This is a genomic window from Pseudomonas marginalis, from assembly GCF_008692035.1.
Lineage (GTDB): Bacteria > Pseudomonadota > Gammaproteobacteria > Pseudomonadales > Pseudomonadaceae > Aquipseudomonas > Aquipseudomonas marginalis.
Genome location: NZ_VTFG01000001.1, coordinates 3038420 through 3059184, shown reverse-complemented (window position 1 = coordinate 3059184; position 20765 = coordinate 3038420). Strand labels below are relative to the sequence as shown.

The following is a 20765-nucleotide window of genomic DNA, read 5'->3' as shown; positions in this document are numbered from 1 at the left end:
CTTATTCGTCAGGGATGAGTTCGTAACAATGGACCCATCACTTACCCCGTCAGGAGCACTCTCCATGAACGTATTCATTACCGGCGCAGCCGGTTTTATCGGCGGTTCCATCGCCACCGGCCTGGTCAAGGCCGGTCACACGGTTACCGGCCTGGTACGCAGCGCCGGGCAAGCGGCTGAAATGACTGCCCTGGGCATCAACCCGGTGATCGGCACCCTCGACGATGCTGCTGTGTTGACCGAGCAAGCGCACAAAGCCGATGCAGTGATCAATGCCGCGAGCAGCGACCATCGTGCTGCGGTGGAAACCCTGCTGGCCGCACTGAAAGGCTCGAATAAGCCATTCCTGCACACCAGCGGTTCGAGCATCGTGGGGGATGCGTCGGGCGGTAAGTCCAGCGATGTCATCTATTTCGAAGACAGCCTGCCGGAACCGACCGTCGACAAGGCTGCCCGCGTGGCCATCGACAACCTGATCCTGGCGGCCGCAAAAGACGGCGTGAGCTCAGCGGTGATCTGCAACACCCTGATCTACGGCCACAGCCTTGGTGTGAAGCGCGACAGCGTGCAACTGCCGCGCTTGCTCAAGCAGGCACGCAAGAGCGGCGTGGTGCGCCATGTGGGCGCCGGGCAGAACATCTGGTCCAACGTGCACATTGAAGACGTGGTGGCGCTGTACCTGCTGGCACTGACCCGCAACGTGCCGGGCACCTTCTACTTTGTGGAAAGCGGCGAGGCCTCGTTTATCGACATGACCACGGCGATTGCCCAAGCCCTGAACCTGGGCCGGCCGCAGGATTGGCCATTGGCCGAGGCTGAGGCCGAGTGGGGCTATGAAATGGCCAACTATGGCCTGGGCTCCAACAGCCGCGTGCGTGGCAGGCATGCCCGCGAGTTGCTGGGCTGGGCGCCGAAGCGTACGTCGGTGGTGGAGTGGATTCGTCAGGAGATGGTCTAAGTTTTCCGCCGTTTAGTTGTGGCGAGCGGGCCTGCCCGCGTCGGGCTGCGAAGCGGCCCCCTGTCAGTAATCGCATACATTCAGACAGAAATACGGTGAATGGTTTTGGGGCTGCTTCGCAGCCCAACGCGGGGCAAGCCCGCTCACTACAGGGTGTGTGCTTGCCTTAAAAATCTGGCCCCACCGCGCTCAATTCCGTACCATTCCCCGCCTTATCCCCCGCAATGCCCTGGTACCTCATGAACCTCACCCGTCTGCGCGCCGATGCCCTGGCCGGCCTCACCACGTCTTTCGCGCTGCTGCCCGAGTGCATCGCCTTTGCCCTGGTGGCCCACCTCAACCCGCTGATGGGGCTCTACGGCGCCTTTATCATTTGCACCCTCACCGCCTTGTTCGGCGGCCGGCCGGGCATGGTGTCCGGGGCGGCAGGCTCGATGGCGGTGGTGATCGTCGCGCTGGTGGTGCAGCACGGCGTGGAATACCTGCTGGCCACGGTGCTGCTGGGCGGGCTGATCATGGTTGCGTTCGGCCTGTTGCGCCTGGGCAAGCTGGTGCGCATGGTGCCGCACCCGGTGATGCTGGGGTTCGTCAACGGCCTGGCGATCATCATTGCCCTGGCCCAGTTGGAACATTTCAAGAACGGTGAACGCTGGCTCAGCGGTACGCCGTTGTACGTGATGACGGGCCTGGTGCTGGTGACCATGGCCATCGTCTACCTGCTGCCGCGCATCACCCGTGCGGTGCCGCCGGCCCTGGTGGCGATCCTTGGCGTGGGCCTGGCCGTGTACCTGCTCGGCCTGCCGACCCGTACCCTCGGCGACATGGCCCACATCGCCGGCGGCCTGCCGACCTTCGCGCTGCCGCAGATCCCCTGGACCCTGGAAACCCTCGGCATCATCGCCCCTTATGCGTTCCTGATGGCCATGGTCGGCCTGCTGGAAACCCTGCTGACCCTGAACCTCACCGACGAAATCACCGAGACCCGTGGCTATCCTGACCGCGAGAGCGTGGCCCTGGGCGCGGCGAATATGCTCTCGGGCCTGTTCGGCGGCATGGGCGGTTGCGCGATGATCGGGCAAACCGTGATCAACCTCAGCTCCGGCGGGCGCGGACGTTTCTCCGGGGTGTTCGCCGGGGTGATGATCCTGCTGTTTATTTTGTTTCTGTCACCGCTGATCGAGCGGATCCCGCTGGCGGCGCTGGTGGGGGTGATGTTCGTGGTGTCCCAGCAGACCTTCGCCTGGGCGTCCCTGCGGGTGATCAACAAGGTGCCGCTCAATGATGTGCTGGTGATCATCGCAGTGACCGTGATCACGGTGTTCACCGACCTGGCCACCGCCGTGCTGTGCGGCATCGTGATCGCAGCACTGAACTTTGCCTGGCAACAGGCCCGTGAGCTGTACGCCGATGAGCATCTGGAAGCAGATGGCAGCAAGCTCTATCGCCTGCACGGCACGCTGTTCTTTGCCTCGACGACGCCGTTCCTGAACCAGTTCGACCCGGCCAACGACCCCGCCCAGGTGACGCTGGATTGTCGTCACCTGAGCTTTGTCGACTACTCGGCGATTGCCGCGCTGATGACCCTGCGCGAGCGCTACAGCAAGGCCGGCAAGCATTTGCGCGTGCTGCATTTGTCCGAACGCTGCAAGAAGCTGCTCAAGCGTGCGAGGGTGCATCACGACTGATTTTATGGCCCGACCAGGTCTTCCAGTTCCTGGGCGCGGGTCTGGGTCATGTCCAGCACGCAGCCGGTGCCGTTGACCTGGTCGATGGTGCCGCCGGTAGCCGAGCCGGCGAAGGCACAATTGGCGTCACGGTACTTGATCCACAGGCGCTGCAGGTCCTGCAGTTGCTGCCTGCGGTTGCCTTCCTGGGCGGCGAGGGCGGTTTTGTAGGCTTTGTTCAGGCGCGTGTCCTGCACCTTGGTTTCCTTGACGTTGCAGCTGACCATGTCGGCAGTGGTGTTGGCGCCGTCCATGCATTTTTTCAGCGCCGGGTTGTCGGCGGCGGCGGCAGTGCCGCACACGGCGAGAAGCAGGGCGCCGGCGGCGAGTGTCGTACGAATCATGCTCGATTTTCCTGGCAACGGTGGATGTGCATTCTATGACTCAAGGGTATTCGTTGAGTTTCCAGCCTTCTCTGATCTTCATGTAAGAACACCCCCCGGATTTTCATGCACGGCCCTTGGGCATACCCCAACGCGACAGCGCTTATCCGTGGGCGAAAGTTATTTTCATAAAATTTGAAAATTCTCCTCGGTAATGATTTATGAGTTTCACAACCAATTCGACGTGACCCTTTCCGAGGAGTACCGCATGGCCGCATCACCGGGCTTCGGGCTGTTGGCATACGCTGCCATCGCCATCATTGCTTTGATCGTGCTGATTGCACGTTACCGGCTCAACCCGTTTATCGTCATCACCCTGGTGTCCATCGGCCTGGCGCTGATGGCCGGGATGCCGGCGGACACCATCATGGGCTCCTACGAGGCGGGCGTCGGCAAAACCCTGGGGCATATCGCCCTGGTCGTGGCACTGGGCACCATGCTCGGCAAGATGATGGCCGAGTCCGGTGGTGCCGAGCAGGTGGCGCGCACCCTGATCAACCGTTTCGGTGAACGTAATGCCCATTGGGCCATGGTGTGCATCGCCTTCCTGGTGGGGCTGCCGCTGTTTTTCGAAGTGGGCTTTGTGCTGCTGGTGCCAATCGCCTTTACCGTGGCGCGGCGCGTGGGGGTGTCGATCCTGATGGTCGGCCTGCCGATGGTTGCCGGCCTTTCGGTGGTGCATGCGCTGGTGCCGCCGCACCCGGCAGCGATGATGGCCGTGCTGGCGTATAACGCGTCGGTGGGGCAGACCGTGCTCTATGCGATCCTCATCGGTATACCCACGGCGATCATCGCCGGCCCGGTGTACGCCAAATTCATCGTGCCGCGTATTCACTTGCCGGCGGAAAACCCGCTGGAACGCCAGTTTATCGAGCGTGAACCTCGTGAGCGTTTGCCGAGCTTTACGCTGACCATGGGCACCATCCTGTTGCCGGTGGTGCTGATGATGATCGGCGGTTGGGCCAACGTGATCTCCACCCCGGGCAGCGGCTTCAATCAGTTTCTGCTGTTTATCGGCAACTCGGTGATTGCGCTGCTGGTGGCAACCTTGGTGAGTTTCTGGACCCTGGGCCTGGCGCAGGGCTTCAACCGTGAGTCGATCCTCAGGTTCACCAATGAATGCCTGGCGCCGACCGCGAGCATCACCTTGCTGGTGGGCGCGGGCGGTGGCCTGAACCGGATCCTCGTGGATGCAGGCGTCACTCATGAGATCCTCGGCCTGGCCCACGCGTTTCAGTTGTCGCCGCTGGTGATGGGGTGGCTGTTTGCGGCCTTGATGCGCATCGCCACAGGTTCGGCCACGGTGGCCATGACTACCGCATCCGGCGTGGTTGCGCCGGTCGCCCTGGGCCTGGGTTATCCACACCCGGAATTGCTGGTGTTGGCGACTGGCGCGGGTTCGGTGATCTTTTCCCACGTTAACGACGGCGGCTTCTGGCTGATCAAGGAATACTTCAATATGACGGTGATCCAGACCTTCAAGACCTGGACCGTATTGGAGACGCTGATCTCTGTGGTTGCCTTCGGTCTGACTTACGGTCTGTCCTGTATTTTGTAACCCGGAGCCTTCATGGACATCCTCTACCAGATCCGCGCCCGTCAGGATTCCTTCAGCGCCGGCGAAGGGCGTATCGCCAGGCTGATGCTGGAGGATGTGGGCTTTGCCGCCTCGGCCAGCCTGGAAGAGCTGTCCCAACGGGCCGAGGTCAGTACCGCGACGTTGTCGCGGTTTGCCCGCAGTGTCGGTTGCCGGGATTTGCGCGACCTGCGCCTGCAACTGGCCCAGGCCAGCGGCGTCGGCAGCCGCTTCCTGGACCCGGCGGGGCTGCCTGAACAGTCGGCATTTCATCGGCAGATTCTCGGCGATATCGAAGCGACGTTGCGCCAGCACTTGTCGGGTTTCAACCAGGCCAGCTTTGTCGATGCGGTCAACCTGCTGGGCAAGGCGCGGATGATCCACGCGTTCGGCATGGGCGGGCCGTCGAGTTTGTGCAGCGATGAATTGCAGGTGCGCCTGGTTCGCCTGGGCTACCCGATTGCCGCCAGCCACGACCCGGTGATGATGCGTGTCACGGCGGCAACCCTGGGGCCGGAACACGCGCTGATTGTCTGCTCGCTCACGGGCCTCACCCCTGAGTTGCTCGATGTGGTGGCGCTGGCACGCAACTACGACGCGCGCATCGTCGCCATCACCCTGGCCGACTCACCCCTGGCGCAGTTGGCGGATGTGCTGCTGCCGCTGCAACCGGCCGAAACCAGTTTTATCTACAAACCCACGGCGGCGCGCTACGGCATGCTGCTGGCCATCGACCTGCTCGCCACCGAACTGGCGCTGGCCCTGCCCGACGACAACCAGGAACGCTTGCGCCGGATCAAGCTGGCCCTCGACGATTATCGCGGCGGCCCTGACCGCCTGCCGCTTGGAGATTGACATGACGTACGACACGCTGATTCGCCAGGCGCTGATCATCGATGGCAGCAACACCGAAGGGTTTGTCGCCGATGTGGGGCTGCGTGACGGGCGCATCGAGACGATCGGTGACTTGTCGACGGCGGTGGCCTTGCATGAAATCGATGGGACTGGCCGTGTACTGGCGCCAGGCTTTATCGATGTCCACACCCACGACGACACGGTGGTCATCCGCCAGCCGCAGATGCTGCCCAAGCTCAGCCAGGGTGTGACCACTGTGATTGTCGGCAACTGTGGCATCAGCGCCTCACCGGTGAGTTTGCGCAGCGATCCGCCGGACCCGATGAACTTGTTGGGCAGCGCTGCGGCGTTTGTTTATCCCCGGTTCAGCGACTATCGCAGCGCCGTTGAAAGCGCTCATCCAGCGGTCAACGTCGCGGCATTGATCGGTCACACGGCGCTGCGCAGTAACCACATGGACGACCTGCATCGCACCGCCACACCGGATGAAATCGCCGCCATGCGTGTGCAGTTGCACGAGAGTCTCGAGGCCGGCGCCCTCGGTTTATCCACCGGCCTGGCCTACGCCAGCGCGTTCAATGCCGAGACCGATGAGGTGCTGCAACTGAGTGAAGAACTCACGGCCTTCGGTGCGGTTTACACCACCCATTTGCGCAGCGAATTCGAACCGGTGCTGGAGGCCATGGACGAGGCTTTTCTGATCGGCCGGCACGCACAGGTACCGGTGATTATTTCCCACCTCAAATGTGCGGGCGCGGGGAACTGGGGGCGTAGTCCGCAGCTGTTGGCAGCGTTGGAATCAGCGGCGAACACCCACCCGGTGGGGTGTGATTGTTATCCCTACGCGGCCAGTTCTTCGACCCTGGACCTCAAGCAGGTGACCGACGCGTTTCGCATCACGATTACCTGGTCGACGCCGCACCCGGAAGTGGGAGGGCGCGACTTGCAGGACATTGCCGGCGAATGGGACGTCTCGTTGATGGACGCCGCTCGTCGTCTACAGCCTGCGGGGGCGGTGTACTACGGGATGGATGAAGCGGATGTGCGACGCATCCTTGCGCATCCATTGTCGATGGTGGGGTCTGATGGGTTGCCCGAAGATCCGTTTCCACACCCACGCTTGTGGGGGGCGTTTCCACGGGTGCTGGGACATTTCAGCCGGGATGTCGGGTTGTTCCCGTTGCACACCGCCGTGCACAAGATGACCGGCTTGTCGGCAGCGCGTTTTGGGTTATCCGAGCGTGGTGAAATTCGTGAAGGGCACTGGGCCGACCTGGTGTTGTTCGACCCGTTGCGGGTGCGGGATGTGGCGGATTTCAATGAGCCACAGCGGGCGGCGCAAGGCATTGACGGCGTGTGGGTCAACGGCGTATTGAGCTACAGCGATGGCCAAGCGAACGGTCAGCGACCGGGGCGCTTCCTGGCGCGCAGTGGGGATTTGCGTGGTGGGTTTTCGACTCTATAGTGGGCGCTTTCATACACGGAGCGGTTGCCATGCACTTAGGAAAAGTCACCCCCATCCTGCGGATTTTCGATGAGGCCAAGGCCTTGGAGTTCTACGTCGACTTTCTGGGGTTCAAGGTCGATTGGCAGCATCGTTTCGAGGCGAACTATCCACTCTATCTGCAGGTTTCGCTGGGCGATTGTGTGCTGCACCTGTCCGAACATCATGGCGATGCTTCGCCGGGCGCGGCGGTGCGGATCCAGGCGCAAGGGGTGGACACGTACCAGCAGCAGTTGGCGGGCAAGGATTACCGTTACGCCAAGCCTGGGGTTGAGCAAACGCCTTGGGGATCGCGGGAGATGAGCATCAAGGATCCGTTTGGGAATCGGGTGGTGTTTGTTGAGGAAGGTGAGGGCTGAGAGGTAAATCGCAGGCAATAAAAAACCGCCTTGGTAGGCGGTTTTTTATTGCAATCCCGGTTAGTAGCTGGGGTTGCATATTCAGCGGAAGCTATGACCAGCGAGAAGAATACTACTGCCGATTGTCGCGCCCCGCAAGGACTGGCCAAGGCCGACGGTTTTCACGCATTTCACTGAATGTTATAAAAAACGGTGGCAAGAATTGGCAATAAATTAGCGGACCTCCGCGGAGGGTTTTCTCATCTCCCGTCACACCTTCGATGAGGATGTTGGTTAGTATCACCCCGTTCCAAGTATGTCGTTTTGTAGGTGGCTGGGTATGCGCGCGGAATTATGGACCGAACGCCACGGGCTAGTAATCCGTGCCGGATTTATGCGGGAGGAACCAAAGCCCGGCCGCCTCATCGGAAGCTATGACCAGCATCCTAAGGCCCACATGTTCCGGTAAGTGTGCTGGAGGTAAGGCCCAACTCAGGGAGGGCCGAGTATGTCTAGGTTTGCACGACGTACATGGAACCTCGTAGTGAACTGCCTACGTGCTTATCACGTATGGAAGTTCCTGCGGGACAGCTTCGATGACTGCTAACGTCTGAGAGGTGGAGCCGCCTCGGTATATGCCGAGGCGGCTTTTTGATTTCTTACACCCGGAAGTGACTGACCATCTGCTGCAACTGGCTACCCAAACGCGCCAGTTCCACGCTCGATTTCGCCGTTTCATTGCTCGCGGTGGCGGTCTGCTCGGACACATCACGCACATTCACGATGCTGCGGCTGATCTCTTCGGCCACGGCGCTTTGTTGTTCGGCAGCGGCGGCGATCTGCTGGTTCATCGACTGGATGTTCGACACCGTGCGGGTGATGTTTTCCAGGGACACACCGGCCTTGCGCGTCAGTTCGACACTGCTGTCGGTGAGGCTGCGGCTGTTGTTCATCACGTTGGCAACTTGCTGGGTGCCGTTCTGCAAACCGGCGACCAGGCCTTCGATTTCCTCGGTGGATTTCTGCGTGCGCTGGGCCAGGCCACGCACTTCGTCGGCGACCACGGCAAAGCCACGACCGGCTTCACCGGCACGCGCCGCTTCGATCGCTGCGTTGAGCGCGAGCAGGTTGGTCTGTTCGGCCACCGCCTTGATCACGTCCATCACGCTGCCGATCTTGTTGCTCTCTTGTTGCAGGTGCGCCATGGCATCGGTGGAACGTTCCACTTCGGCGGCCAGGCGTTCGATCTGGGCGATGGCCTCGGCCACCACTTTATCGCCTGCGCGGGCCTGGCCGTCAGCGTCTGCGGCAGCCAGAGAGGCTTGCTCGGCGTTGCGTGCGACTTCCTGCACGGTGGCGGTCATTTCGTGCATTGCCGTGGCGACCTGATCGGTCTCGATCTTCTGGCTGTTCACACCGGCGCTGGTCTGCTCGGTGACGGCCGACAACTCTTCGGCGGCACTGGCGATCTGGGTCACGCCGTCGCGAATCCCGCTGATCAGTTCACGCAAGGTGGTGCCCATGCGCTGGATGCCTTGTTGCAGTACGCCCAGTTCATCGCGACGGGTGACCTGGATATTGTGGCTCAGGTCGCCGGAGGCGATGCGCTCAACCACAGCCAGGGTTTCCTGCAGTGGACGGGTGATCTGGCGGGTGATCACCAGTGCCGCGATGATACCGACCAGCAGTGCCAGCAGCGTGCTGATCAACTGCAGGCTACGGGCCTGGGCACTTTCGGCGTCGCGACGATCCAGCTGGATGTCGTAGAGCTTGTCGCTGATGGTGACGATATCGGCGCCTTGGGTGGTCATTTCGGCACGGGCAGCCACAATATTGGCGTTGGCCGTCTTGTAGTTTTGAACGGCTGTGCGATAGGCGCCCAGGGCGGTTTCCAGGGCGCTCAGCGCGCTTTGCTGGCTGGCGCCGAATGCGACACTGAGGCCTTTCAAGCCGCCGATGGCTTTCTCGATTTGTGCCGCAGCGCGGGCTTCGGTGTCCGGGTTGACGTTGTTGGTGTAGCCACGCACTTCGTAGCGGGCCAACTGGAACGCCTGCTTGGCGTTGGTCACCGCCTGGAACTGAGTGAAGCGCTCCGGGCTGTCGGGTATCTGCTGCACGCTGGTGTCCAGCGCATCGATCTGGGCGTTGGCGATATCGGCCTTGTCCCCCATGACCTGGCGAGCAGCGTTGCCGTTACGGTAAGCCTCACGCATTTTGTTCAGGGATTGCTGATAAGCCGTGATGATGGCTTTCTGCTCGTTGAGCAGCTTGACGTTTTCCGGGCTCTTGAAGCTGTCCAGGAGTTTCTGTTGCTGGGCAGCAAAGGCATCCAGGCTGGTCTGCACGTTCTGCGCCACGGCTTCATCACCGTTGGCCAACATGTATTGCAGGCGCACGATGCGCAGTTTGGTCAGCGACGCGTTGAGCTGGGTGATATCGCTCATCCAGTTACTACGGTCGATCAGGCTGCCCAGGCTGGTCCAGCCGGTGAAGGCCAGGATTGAGGTGAGAACCAGTACCAGGCCGAAGCCCAGGCCCAGTTTGAGGTTGACGCTGATGTTACCGAACCAGCTGTTCATCGAATGCTCCGCGAAGGTGATTTTTTGTCTGCTGGACGGTGTTGTTGTTTGAGCCAGCCAAGGTGTGTAGGCCTGTATCGGCGAAAGGGTTTGAATCTGAAGCGCTTTTATCGTGCCTGCGACGAAGGGTCGCGATCCCGGTGTCGCGCTACCGTGCAGGGCTCATCACGGGCAGGTCTTGTGTGCTAGTCTGCTGGCCCTTTTAGTTCAGGGCGGCGCGCACATCACTGTTTCCAGTGCTGCCCTACAGCGGAGCCTCTTCATGTCCGAAGTTAATCTGTCCACCGACGAAACCCGCGTCAGCTACGGTATCGGCCGTCAGTTGGGCGACCAACTGCGCGACAACCCACCACCGGGTGTGAGCCTGGACGCGATCCTGGCTGGCCTGACCGATGCATTCGCCGGCAAACCAAGCCGTGTTGACCAGGAGCAAATGGCCGCCAGCTTCAAGGTCATCCGCGAAATCATGCAAGCCGAGGCCGCTGCCAAGGCTGAAGCCGCTGCCGGCGCTGGCCTGGCGTTCCTGGCTGAAAACGCCAAGCGTGATGGCATCACCACCCTGGCTTCCGGCCTGCAATTTGAAGTGCTGACCGCTGGTGACGGCGCCAAGCCGACCCGTGAAGACCAGGTTCGTACTCACTACCACGGCACCTTGATCGACGGCACTGTGTTCGACAGCTCCTACGAGCGTGGCCAGCCTGCAGAATTCCCGGTAGGCGGCGTGATCGCCGGCTGGACCGAAGCCCTGCAACTGATGAATGCCGGCAGCAAATGGCGCCTGTACGTGCCGAGCGAGTTGGCTTACGGCGCTCAAGGCGTTGGCAGCATTCCGCCGCACAGCGTGCTGGTATTCGACGTCGAACTGCTCGACGTTCTGTAAGACCTGCTGGTTACCTGTGGGAACGGGGTCGTTCGTTCCCACAGTGTTTTGCCGGTGTGTTCATGGATGGAACTTGCCATTGAGCTCCGTCGCCGGGCGCAACGCTCGGGCATAGCAGAACAGAAACAGATTACGCACCACTTCCTTGAGCACTCCTGGTTCACTCGAACTCAGGCCGTTGACGTCCAGGTCACCCTGATCCTGCAATTCATTCAGCGCTTCTTCTTCCAGCACCGCACAGACTTCGCCGGTTTCCCGATGAAGGATGCGCAGGTAAGGGTGTGGGCGGTCGAGCCAGGCATCTATCAAATAAGTCATGGGTACATCTCCTTGATGGGTTTCAATGAGAATAATTCTTATTCGTAGAATAGCAAGTGCCTATTGGCAGTTTCCTGGTTTTTCTGTGTGGATATTGCGAGGGGTCAACGGGGAGGGCAAAACGCCATCCCGCGCGGGCGCGGGATGGATGCAGCAGGTTCAGACTTTGCGCACGAACTCGGACTTGAGTTTCATCGGGCCGATACCGTCGATCTTGCAATCGATATCGTGGTCGCCGTCGCACAGGCGGATGTTCTTGACCTTGGTGCCGACCTTCACGACCAGGGACGTACCCTTGACCTTGAGGTCTTTGATCACGGTGATGGTGTCGCCGTCCTGCAGGACGTTGCCCACAGAGTCTTTCTTCACGGTTTCATCGCCGGCCACTTCGGCCTCGCCATTGGCGGACCACTCATGGGCGCATTCCGGGCAGATCAGCTGGGCGCCGTCTTCATAGGTGTATTCGGAATTGCATTTCGGGCAGGGTGGCAACGTGCTCACTAAAGCTCCTTGAGATTCAGGGATGACTAAAAGTCGCACATTATATAGGGTTTTGTGATGTCGCAGGCTGTATGAAATCCAAATGTGGGAGGGGGCGTGCCCCCGGTGACGGTGTTCCAGTCGATACATCGACCGGCTGATCCACCGCTATCGGGAGCAAGCCCCCTCACACATTGGTCTTGCAGGTATGTTTTAGTGAGTACGCGCGACCGCAAACTCACTCAGCTCAACCAGGGCATCCCGGTACTCGCTGGCCGGCAGGGCTTGCAGGCACTGGATCGCACGGGCCACGTAGTCACGCGCCAGTTGCGCGGTGTACTCCAGGGAACCGGACGCTTCCACGGCAGCGCGGATGGCCTCCAGGTCTTCGATCCCGCCTTTCTGGATCGCCTTGCGCACCAGGGCCGCCTGTTCCGGCGTGCCTTCGCGCATGGTGTAGATCAGCGGCAAGGTCGGTTTGCCTTCGGCCAGGTCGTCGCCGACGTTCTTGCCCAGGGTTTCTGCATCGCCACGGTAGTCGAGCAGGTCGTCCACCAGCTGGAATGCCACGCCCAGGTGATCACCGAAGGTCCGCAGGGCTTCGGCCTGCTCGGCGGTCGCGCCACAGAGCGCGGCGGCACTGTGTGTGGAGGCTTCGAAGAGCATCGCGGTCTTGCCGCGAATCACTTCCATATAGGTTTCTTCGGTGGTGCTGGCGTCGCGAACCTTGGACAGCTGCAGCACTTCGCCTTCAGCGATGATGCGCGTGGCCTGGGAAAGAATCTTCATCACCGGCATCGAGCCCAGCTCGACCATCATTTCGAACGAGCGCGAGTACAGGAAGTCGCCCACCAGCACGCTCGGGGCATTGCCCCACATCGCATTGGCGGTCTCGCGGCCACGGCGCATGCCGGACATGTCGACCACGTCGTCATGCAGCAGGGTCGCGGTGTGCAGGAATTCGATGGTGGCGGCCAGCAGGCGCAGGTCATCGCCTTCGCGGCCCAGGGCCTTGCCACACAGCAGCACTAATAAAGGACGCAGGCGTTTACCGCCCGCCGACGTAATGTAGTCGCCAATTTTGGAGACCAGCGGCACTTTAGACGTCAGCTGCTGCTTGATGATGCCGTCGACGGCGCTAAAATCGTCCGCGACCGCGCGGTAGAAAGCTTGGGGTTGCATCAGCGACAGTCGCTCCAGAAGGGTTGCGCGGCATGCTAGGACCCTGACCCCCGGGTGTCAAGGCGCGATAGACGGCCACTTGCAACACCCATTTACCTTGCGTACAATCGCGCACCCTGAACTTCCTGGGCAGCACCTGCCTTACGCAATTGCATTCGGGACGTCCATCCCATGCAGCCATGCCAGCCAATACCTCTTCTTATAAAGCGCTGGGTGAGCAGGATTATCGGAGAAATACCATGTCGTACGCAGTAATTGTTACTGGTGGCAAGCAATACAAGGTCGCCCCAGGTGAATACCTGAAGATCGAAAAACTGGAAATCGCTACCGGCGAATCCGTTACCTTTGATCGCGTTCTGTTGGTCGCCAATGGCGATGACGTGAACATCGGCGCTCCAGTTGTTGCTGGCGCTACCGTTGTGGCTGAAGTGATCTCCCAAGGTCGTCACGATAAAGTCCGCATCATCAAGTTCCGTCGTCGTAAGCACCACATGAAGCGTATGGGCCACCGCCAGTGGTACACCGAGATCAAAATCACCGGTATTCAGGCTTAATTTCAGCCTAATTCCTCACTAGGAGAATTGACTCATGGCACACAAAAAAGCTGGTGGTAGTACCCGTAACGGTCGCGACTCAGAAGCCAAACGCCTTGGCGTTAAGATGTATGGCGGCCAGAAAATCATTCCGGGCAACATCATCGTGCGTCAGCGCGGCACCCAATTCCACGCCGGTTACGGTGTTGGCATGGGTAAAGATCACACCCTCTTCGCGAAAATCGAAGGCGTGATCAAGTTTGAAGTAAAAGGCGCGTTCAACCGCCGTTACGTGAGCGTTGTCGCCGCTTAATTGCGCGATCGCTGGAAAAGCCCTGTCTTGCGACGGGGCTTTTTCGTTTGTGGAGTGAGTCTCTTGCAAAGCTGTTTGTAATGGGCTCAAGCAGCTGGATTTGCGGCTGTTGATTGAGGTCGCTGCGCTCATTTTTGCAAGAGTCTTATGTCTTGGTTTCTTAAGCTCGTCCGTGCGGCGAGAGGCGTTTTGTTATGAAGTTCGTTGATGAAGTTTCCATCCGAGTAAAAGCAGGCGACGGCGGTAACGGTTGCATGAGTTTCCGTCGCGAAAAATTCATCGAAAACGGTGGCCCCAACGGCGGTGACGGCGGTGACGGCGGTTCCATCTACATGATGGCCGACGAAAACCTCAACACCCTGGTGGACTACCGTTACACCCGGCATTTCGATGCCGAGCGTGGCTCCAACGGCGGCAGCACAGACTGCACCGGTAAAAAAGGCGAAGACCTGGTACTGCGCGTACCGGTCGGCACCACGATCATCGACTCCGCGACCCAGGAAGTGATTGGCGACCTGACCAAGGCCGGCCAGAAACTGATGGTTGTACAGGGCGGCTGGCACGGTCTGGGTAACACCCGATTCAAGTCCAGTACCAACCGTGCACCGCGCCAGACCACGCCGGGCAAGCCTGGCGAGCAGCGTGACCTGAAGCTGGAAATGAAAGTACTGGCTGACGTGGGCCTGCTGGGCCTGCCGAACGCCGGCAAAAGTACCTTCATCCGCTCGGTGTCGGCCGCCAAGCCGAAAGTCGCCGACTACCCGTTCACCACCCTGGTGCCAAACCTGGGCGTGGTCAGCGTCGACCGCTGGAAAAGCTTTGTGATCGCCGACATTCCCGGCCTGATCGAAGGGGCTTCCGACGGCGCAGGCCTGGGGATTCGCTTCCTCAAGCATTTGTCCCGCACCCGTTTGCTGCTGCACCTCGTCGACATGGCGCCCTTGGATGACACCAGTGCACCGGACGCCGCCGAAGTGATCGTCAGCGAGCTGACCAAGTTCAGCCCGGCCCTGGCCGAGCGTGATCGCTGGTTGGTGCTGAACAAGTGCGACCAGATCCTCGAGGAAGAGCACGAGGAGCGCGTCAAGGAAATCGTCGATCGCCTGGAATGGACCGGTCCGGTCTACGTGATCTCGGCGATCGCCAAAGAAGGCACCGAGCGCCTGACCCGCGACATCATGCGCTACCTGGAAGACCGTGCCGACCGTCTGGCGGCCGACCCGGTATTCAAGGCCGAACTCGCCGAACTCGATCAGCAGATCGAAGACGAGGCCCGTGCCCAGTTGCAAGCCCTGGACGACCAGCGTGCCCTGCGCCGCAGCGGCGTGAAGTCGGTCCATGACATTGGCGACGATGATTGGGACGAAGAAGACGTGGATGACGAAGACGGTCCGGAAATCATTTACGTGCGCGACTGATCCGTTGCGATAAACTTGAACGCCGCTCCCAGGAGCGGCGTTTTGGTATCCGGGTATAACGTTATGGGCGGCGCTGGGTCGCGCGGCCCTCAATCTAAGGTTGAAGATGATGCGGAGCAAAGTGACAGGTGCGCAGCGCTGGGTCGTAAAGATCGGAAGTGCGCTGCTGACGGCAGATGGCAAAGGCCTGGATCGTGCAGCCATGAGCGTCTGGGTCGAGCAGATGGTGGCCTTGCATGAAGCAGGTGTCGAGTTGGTGCTGGTGTCGTCCGGGGCAGTTGCCGCCGGGATGAGCCGCCTCGGCTGGACCGCGCGACCCAGCGCGATGCATGAGCTGCAAGCCGCCGCCGCCATCGGCCAGATGGGCCTGGTGCAAGCCTGGGAATCCAGCTTTGCCGAGCACGGCCGCCACACGGCGCAGATCCTGCTGACCCACGACGACCTGTCCGACCGCAAGCGCTACCTCAACGCCCGCAGCACCTTGCGTGCGCTGGTGGAGCTCAAGGTCATCCCGGTGATCAACGAGAATGACACCGTGGTCACCGACGAAATCCGTTTCGGCGACAACGACACCCTGGCCGCGCTGGTGGCCAACCTGGTGGAGGCCGACCTGCTGGTGATCCTCACTGACCGCGACGGCATGTTCGACGCTGACCCACGCCATAACCCCGATGCCCAACTGATCTACGAAGCGCGCGCCGATGATCCGGCGCTCGACGCCGTGGCCGGCAGCGTCGGCGGCGCCCTGGGGCGTGGCGGCATGCAGACCAAGTTGCGCGCAGCACGCCTGGCAGCACGTTCCGGGGCCCACACCATCATCGTCGGTGGGCGCCTGGAGCGTGTGCTGGATCGCCTCAAGGCGGGTGAGCGCATCGGTACGCTGCTGTCGCCCGAACGCGGCATGCTCGCGGCGCGCAAGCAATGGCTGGCCGGGCACCTGCAAACCCGTGGCACCCTGGTGCTCGACGATGGCGCGGTGTCGGCGTTGTCCCAGGGCAACAAGAGCCTGCTGCCGGTGGGCGTCAAGTTGGTGCAGGGCAGCTTCCGCCGTGGCGAGATGGTGGTGTGCGTGGCGCCCGACGGTCGTGAGATCGCCCGGGGCCTGGCCAACTACAGCGCCCTGGAAGCGCAGAAAATCATCGGACAATCGTCTGACGCGATTGTCGGACTCTTGGGTTACATGGCGGAGCCGGAACTGGTTCACCGCGATAACCTGATCCTGGTCTAAACAAAGGGAATACACGATGCGCGTGATGAAGGGATTGCTCGGCCTGCTGCTGGCCCTGCCGCTGCTGGCTTCGGCCGAAGAAGTTGGCCAGGTGTCGACGGTGTTCAAGTTCGTCGGCCCCAACGACCGGATTGTGGTCGAAGCGTTCGATGACCCCAAGGTCGACGGCGTGACCTGCTATTTGTCGCGCGCCAAGACCGGTGGCGTGAAAGGCGGCCTGGGCCTGGCCGAAGACCGTGCCGAAGCCTCGATCGCCTGCCGTCAGGTCGGCCCGATTCGCTTCAAGGGCGAGCTCAAGGACGGCGACGAAGTGTTCAAGGAGCGCACCTCGCTGGTGTTCAAGACCATGCAGGTGGTGCGTTTCCTCGACAAGAAGCGCAATACCCTGGTGTACCTGGTCTACAGTGACCGCTTGATCGAAGGCAGCCCGCAGAACGCGGTGACGGCGATTCCTATTCTGCCGTGGCCGACCGCTCAGTAATCCGCAGGCGAGTTTTGCAATCGGCGTCTATGATTGCAGGCTTGCGGGTTGTAATCTCGAAGCGCTGCTTTGCTAAGAACATGGGAAATCTGGAGTTCGTCATGAGTGCTTTCCACGACCTGAAACTCAAAGCTTTGGACGGACAAGAGCTGCCGCTGGCGCCCTTCAAGGGGCACGTTGTGCTGGTGGTCAACGTAGCCTCCAAATGTGGCTTGACCCCGCAGTACGCTGCGTTGGAAAACCTCTATCAGCAGTACAAGGACCAGGGTTTTACCGTGCTTGGCCTGCCGTGCAACCAGTTTGCTGGCCAGGAACCGGGCACCGAGGAAGAAATCCGCGAGTTCTGCAGCCTGAACTACGGCGTGACCTTCCCCCTGGGCAGCAAACTCGATGTGAACGGCCCTGAGCGTCACCAACTGTACCGTTTGCTGGCGGGCGAGGGTGCAGAGTTTCCAGGGGATATCACCTGGAATTTCGAGAAATTCCTGCTGGGCAAGGATGGCCGGGTCCTCGCGCGATTCTCGCCGCGCACTGCACCGGATGATCCGACGGTCGTGCAGGCCATCGAAAAAGCCCTGAGTTGAACACGTGCCGGTGCAGCTTCAAGTTGTAAGCTTGAAGCTGCAAGTAGAAGCACATGCGCGGCTCTTGCAGCTTTAAACCTGCAGCTAGCCGCTGCTTTCATACCCCTTAATCACCCAAATCAATAGTGCTATTCGGCACGCTGCACTCCCCATATTATCCGCATCATAAACCTCGTTTTCCGCGGAGTGCTCCCATGCCTGTCCAAGCCCTGTTCAAACCGTTCCAGCTCGGTGCACTGCAGCTGTCGACCCGTGTGGTCATGGCGCCGATGACCCGTTCGTTTTCCCCCGGTGGCGTGCCTGATTCCAAGGTCATCGAGTACTACCGCCGCCGTGCCGCTGCCGGCGTGGGCCTGATCATTACCGAAGGCACCGTGGTCGGTCACCCGGCCTCCAATGGCTACCCGAATGTCCCGCATTTCTACGGCGAGGCGGCGCTGGCCGGCTGGAAGAAGGTCGTCGATGCCGTGCACGCCGAAGGTGGCAAGATTGTCCCGCAGCTCTGGCACGTGGGCAGTGTGCGCCGCATCGGTACCGAGCCTGACGCCAGTGTGCCGGCCTACGGCCCGATGGAAAAACTCAAGGATGGCAACGTGGTCGTCCACGGCATGACCACCCAGGACATCAAGGATGTCATTGCCGCGTTCGCCCAAGCCGCCAAGGATGCCCAGGGCATCGGCATGGACGGCGTGGAAATCCATGGCGCCCATGGCTACCTGGTCGACCAGTTCTTCTGGGAAGGCAGCAACCAGCGCACCGACGAATACGGCGGCAGCCTGGCCAACCGTTCGCGCTTTGCCATCGAGTTGATCCAGGCCACCCGCGCCGCCGTCGGCCCGGACTTCCCGATCATCTTGCGTTTCTCCCAATGGAAGCAGCAGGACTACACCGCACGCCTGGTGCAAACCCCCGAGGCGTTGGGTGAATTCCTCAAGCCGTTGTCTGATGCCGGTGTGGATATTTTCCACTGCTCCACCCGCCGTTTCTGGGAGCCGGAGTTCGAAGGTTCCGACCTCAACCTCGCCGGCTGGACCCGCCAACTCACGGGTAAACCGACGATCACCGTGGGCAGTGTCGGCCTGGATGGCGAATTCCTGCAGTTCATGGTCAATACCGACAAGGTCGCCCAACCGGCCAGTCTGGAAAAACTGCTGGAGCGCTTGAACAACGACGAGTTCGACCTGGTCGCTGTTGGCCGTGCGCTGCTGGTAGATCCGGATTGGGCCGTGAAGGTGCGTGAAGGTCGTGAAGGCGACATTCTGCCGTTCAGTCGCGAGGCGTTGACGACCCTGGTGTAGGGGGGAGCCCAGGCCTGCGGTCACTATCGACGGCTGAGCGTGAAGGTTTAGCTGTTTCAGGCGAAAGGCCGGGTATTGAGTACCCGGCCTTCCGCTTGTGTTCAGACCATCATTCGCCTCAATGCTTATTGCCTTGTCCTTGGTCCATATTGGTTAAAGCTAGAAGTGCTGTCCGTCTGGTCGGAACGTGCCCATTGAGGTGGCCTGACGGAACATTGCTCCTGGTTTGGGCGCGTACCGCCAGGTCGTGGGAGGCCGTCAGTGGGCTGCGGGCGTTGCCAGGCGTTCTGCGCCGGTTGCCAGGCGTTTTGCGGGTGTGTGGACTGTGGGCGGTTGTCAGGGTTGTGCAGTGGGCGTTGCCAGTCGTTCTGCGCCGGCCGCCAGGCGTTTTGCGGGCGTGTGGACTGCGGGCGGTTGTCAGGGTTATGCGGTGGGCGTTGCCAGTCGTTCTGCGCCGGCCGCCAGGCGTTTTGCGGGCGTGTGGACTGCGGGCGGTTGTCAGGGGTGTGCGGTGGGCGTTGCCAGTCATTCTGCGCCGTTTGCCAGTTGTTTTGCGGGCGCGAAGGTTGCGGGCGGTTCCAGCCAGTGTTTGCGTGGTTCTGGTGGTTGTGACCGCTTCCGGATGGGGATGCCCATGCGGAGGGGTTGAATGGTTGGAATCTCAGCGCCATTGATCCATTTATCAGTGTCGACATAGTGCTCTCTATTAGTTTTTCAGCATGAATGACCTGCCTCGTTCGAGTGTGTTTCACAGGGACACACCCCCTCTTACGGCAGGTGTCATATCAGTGGTGATAATTCGCTCGACGTTCCGGAAATATCCTGTTGTGGCGTACCGATTCAGGCAGTCTCAGGGAGGGATTCCTACCGTTGAAACCAGTATTCAATGGGTAGGCAGGCAGGGCGGGGAATTGGCCTACGTCATTCGTAGAGCGTTCAACGAATGTCAGGCAGTGTTGGAGCTGCCGAATGTTCTGCGCACACATCGCGTAACTGGTTCTCGAACTGCTCGATAATCGCCGGCCAGCCCTGGCGGCTCGCATGTTGGCGTGCATTGAGGCGGGCCCTGCGCAAATGTTCGCTGTCTTCCAGCAACCATCTGGCCGCATCGCAAAACGCGTCCTCATCACCCGGCATGGCCAGCACACCGTTGTAACCATGGCGGATATGCTGGGTCGCCGCCGCCTGGTCGTACGCCACCACACCCAGCCCGGAGGCCATGGCCTCGAGCACCACATTGCCGAAGGTTTCGGTCAGGCTGGGGAACAGGAACACATCCCCTGATGCGTAATGCCGCGCCAGTTCTTCGCCGCGCTGGGTGCCACAGAACACCGCGTCGGGTAGGTCGCGCTCGAGCATCGGGCGTTGCGGGCCATCGCCGACGATGATCAGCTTCAGCCGACGCTGTGGATAAGTTGCCAGCAGCGCGTCAAAGCAGCGCTTGAGCAGCCCGAGGTTTTTCTCCTGGGCCAGGCGCCCCACGTGCAGCACGGCAATATCGTCGTTTTCCAGGCCCCAGCTTTCCCGCAGTGCGTTGTCACGCTTGGCCGGGTGGAATAACTGGCTGTCCACCCCGCGCGCCAGCATCCCCAGGCGCTCGAAATGCCGACGCTCCAGTTCCAGGCGTTGGCTGGCGCTGGGCACCAGGGTCAAGGTCGAACGGTTATGAAACCAGCGCAGGTAGTGCGTGACCATGCGGCTTAACAGGCTCAGGCCGTACTGGTTGGAGTACTGCTGGAAATTGGTGTGAAAACCGCTGACCACACTGATTCCCAGGCGCCGTGCCGCCCGCAGCGCCGACAGCCCCAGCGGGCCCTCGGTGGCGATGTAGAGCACGTCGGGGCGCTGGCGGGTCCAGCGGCGCAGCAACTTGTGCATCGACGACTGGCCCCATTGCAGGCCGGGGTAACCCGGCAGCGGCCAGCCACGGCAGAGCAGCAAGCCATCATCGCTGGGCCGGCTTGCATCGGCGCCCTGGCGCGGGCGAACCAGTTCGACTTGATGGCCGCGCGCGCGCAAACCTTCGCACAGGCGGCCAAGGGTATTGGCCACCCCGTTGATCTCTGGCGGGAAGGTTTCGGTGATGAGAGTGATGTGGAGCGAAGCTGTCGTCATGACCCACAGTGTCGCCGT

At 61.0% G+C, this 20765-nt stretch carries 19 protein-coding genes and 3 pseudogenes; 14 read left to right on the top strand and 8 right to left on the bottom strand.

What is annotated here, in order from left to right:
• Positions 1-64: 64 nt before the first annotated feature.
• Complete coding sequence (locus tag FX984_RS14315; RefSeq protein WP_146478288.1) at positions 65-958, top strand: NAD-dependent epimerase/dehydratase family protein; 894 nt, start codon at positions 65-67, stop codon at positions 956-958.
• A gap of 239 nt (positions 959-1197) precedes the next feature.
• Positions 1198-2643 carry a SulP family inorganic anion transporter gene (locus FX984_RS14310; protein WP_146478289.1) on the top strand — a complete coding sequence of 482 codons (1446 nt, stop codon included), beginning with the start codon at positions 1198-1200 and terminating at the stop codon, positions 2641-2643.
• Between the two features lie 2 nt (positions 2644-2645).
• On the opposite strand, the gene FX984_RS14305 is transcribed toward FX984_RS14310, so the two are convergent.
• The gene (locus tag FX984_RS14305; protein WP_065938998.1) at positions 2646-3026 is read right to left on the bottom strand and encodes a lysozyme inhibitor LprI family protein; all 381 of its coding nucleotides are present in this window, start codon (positions 3024-3026) and stop codon (positions 2646-2648) included.
• A gap of 247 nt (positions 3027-3273) precedes the next feature.
• Here FX984_RS14305 and FX984_RS14300 point away from each other — a divergent pair, with 247 nt between their 5' ends.
• From FX984_RS14300 to FX984_RS14285, 4 genes are read left to right on the top strand one after another with little or no spacing between them, the layout of a single operon-like run.
• Positions 3274-4623 carry a GntT/GntP/DsdX family permease gene (locus FX984_RS14300; protein WP_223841626.1) on the top strand — a complete coding sequence of 450 codons (1350 nt, stop codon included), beginning with the start codon at positions 3274-3276 and terminating at the stop codon, positions 4621-4623.
• A 12-nt stretch (positions 4624-4635) separates the two neighbouring features.
• Positions 4636-5496, top strand: coding sequence for a MurR/RpiR family transcriptional regulator (locus FX984_RS14295; RefSeq protein ID WP_027607656.1), 861 nt, complete (start codon positions 4636-4638; stop codon positions 5494-5496).
• Between the two features lies 1 nt (position 5497).
• Positions 5498-6961, top strand: a complete 1464-nt coding sequence (locus FX984_RS14290; RefSeq protein ID WP_092359317.1) for an N-acyl-D-amino-acid deacylase family protein — start codon at positions 5498-5500, stop codon at positions 6959-6961.
• 29 nt (positions 6962-6990) lie between these two features.
• Complete coding sequence (locus tag FX984_RS14285; RefSeq protein WP_065939002.1) at positions 6991-7359, top strand: glyoxalase superfamily protein; 369 nt, start codon at positions 6991-6993, stop codon at positions 7357-7359.
• Positions 7360-7997: 638 nt separating this feature from the next.
• Here the strand turns inward: FX984_RS14285 and FX984_RS33195 are convergent.
• The 3 pseudogenes from FX984_RS33195 to FX984_RS33190 form a co-directional block, all read right to left on the bottom strand.
• Positions 7998-8591 (bottom strand): annotated as a pseudogene (locus FX984_RS33195) (methyl-accepting chemotaxis protein); the annotation flags it as partial.
• A gap of 261 nt (positions 8592-8852) precedes the next feature.
• Positions 8853-8999: pseudogene (locus FX984_RS33365) on the bottom strand (HAMP domain-containing protein); the annotation flags it as partial.
• Positions 9000-9119: 120 nt separating this feature from the next.
• Positions 9120-9917 (bottom strand): annotated as a pseudogene (locus tag FX984_RS33190) (methyl-accepting chemotaxis protein); the annotation flags it as partial.
• Between the two features lie 262 nt (positions 9918-10179).
• Here FX984_RS33190 and bamJ point away from each other — a divergent pair.
• Entirely contained in the window at positions 10180-10797 is a 618-nt protein-coding gene (gene bamJ, locus FX984_RS14275) for a BamJ family beta-barrel-assembly machinery protein (RefSeq protein ID WP_003176055.1), read from the top strand.
• A gap of 60 nt (positions 10798-10857) precedes the next feature.
• Here bamJ and FX984_RS14270 read toward each other — a convergent pair whose 3' ends face one another.
• The 3 genes from FX984_RS14270 to FX984_RS14260 form a co-directional block, all read right to left on the bottom strand.
• On the bottom strand, positions 10858-11115 hold the full coding sequence (locus tag FX984_RS14270; RefSeq protein ID WP_003194088.1) for a PA4570 family protein: 258 nt from the start codon (positions 11113-11115) through the stop codon (positions 10858-10860).
• A gap of 159 nt (positions 11116-11274) precedes the next feature.
• Complete coding sequence (locus FX984_RS14265) at positions 11275-11616, bottom strand: zinc ribbon domain-containing protein YjdM (RefSeq protein ID WP_003230858.1); 342 nt, start codon at positions 11614-11616, stop codon at positions 11275-11277.
• 192 nt (positions 11617-11808) lie between these two features.
• The gene (locus tag FX984_RS14260) at positions 11809-12777 is read right to left on the bottom strand and encodes a polyprenyl synthetase family protein (RefSeq protein ID WP_027607652.1); all 969 of its coding nucleotides are present in this window, start codon (positions 12775-12777) and stop codon (positions 11809-11811) included.
• A 239-nt stretch (positions 12778-13016) separates the two neighbouring features.
• Between FX984_RS14260 and rplU the strand changes: the two genes are divergently transcribed.
• The 7 genes from rplU to FX984_RS14225 all read left to right on the top strand — a co-directional run bounded on the left by rplU (position 13017) and on the right by FX984_RS14225 (position 18632).
• The gene (gene rplU, locus FX984_RS14255) at positions 13017-13331 is read left to right on the top strand and encodes a 50S ribosomal protein L21 (RefSeq protein ID WP_003176051.1); all 315 of its coding nucleotides are present in this window, start codon (positions 13017-13019) and stop codon (positions 13329-13331) included.
• A 34-nt stretch (positions 13332-13365) separates the two neighbouring features.
• Entirely contained in the window at positions 13366-13623 is a 258-nt protein-coding gene (gene rpmA, locus FX984_RS14250; RefSeq protein WP_003176049.1) for a 50S ribosomal protein L27, read from the top strand.
• Between the two features lie 194 nt (positions 13624-13817).
• Entirely contained in the window at positions 13818-15041 is a 1224-nt protein-coding gene (cgtA, locus tag FX984_RS14245) for an Obg family GTPase CgtA (protein WP_015885843.1), read from the top strand.
• Between the two features lie 109 nt (positions 15042-15150).
• Complete coding sequence (gene proB, locus FX984_RS14240) at positions 15151-16269, top strand: glutamate 5-kinase (RefSeq protein WP_065939004.1); 1119 nt, start codon at positions 15151-15153, stop codon at positions 16267-16269.
• Between the two features lie 16 nt (positions 16270-16285).
• Positions 16286-16750, top strand: a complete 465-nt coding sequence (locus FX984_RS14235; RefSeq protein ID WP_027607650.1) for a CreA family protein — start codon at positions 16286-16288, stop codon at positions 16748-16750.
• 101 nt (positions 16751-16851) lie between these two features.
• Positions 16852-17334, top strand: a complete 483-nt coding sequence (locus FX984_RS14230; protein ID WP_027607649.1) for a glutathione peroxidase — start codon at positions 16852-16854, stop codon at positions 17332-17334.
• Between the two features lie 194 nt (positions 17335-17528).
• Complete coding sequence (locus tag FX984_RS14225) at positions 17529-18632, top strand: NADH:flavin oxidoreductase (RefSeq protein ID WP_065925973.1); 1104 nt, start codon at positions 17529-17531, stop codon at positions 18630-18632.
• A 936-nt stretch (positions 18633-19568) separates the two neighbouring features.
• Here FX984_RS14225 and FX984_RS14220 read toward each other — a convergent pair.
• On the bottom strand, positions 19569-20747 hold the full coding sequence (locus FX984_RS14220; protein ID WP_092359313.1) for a glycosyltransferase family 4 protein: 1179 nt from the start codon (positions 20745-20747) through the stop codon (positions 19569-19571).
• Between the last annotated feature and the right edge of the window lie 18 nt (positions 20748-20765).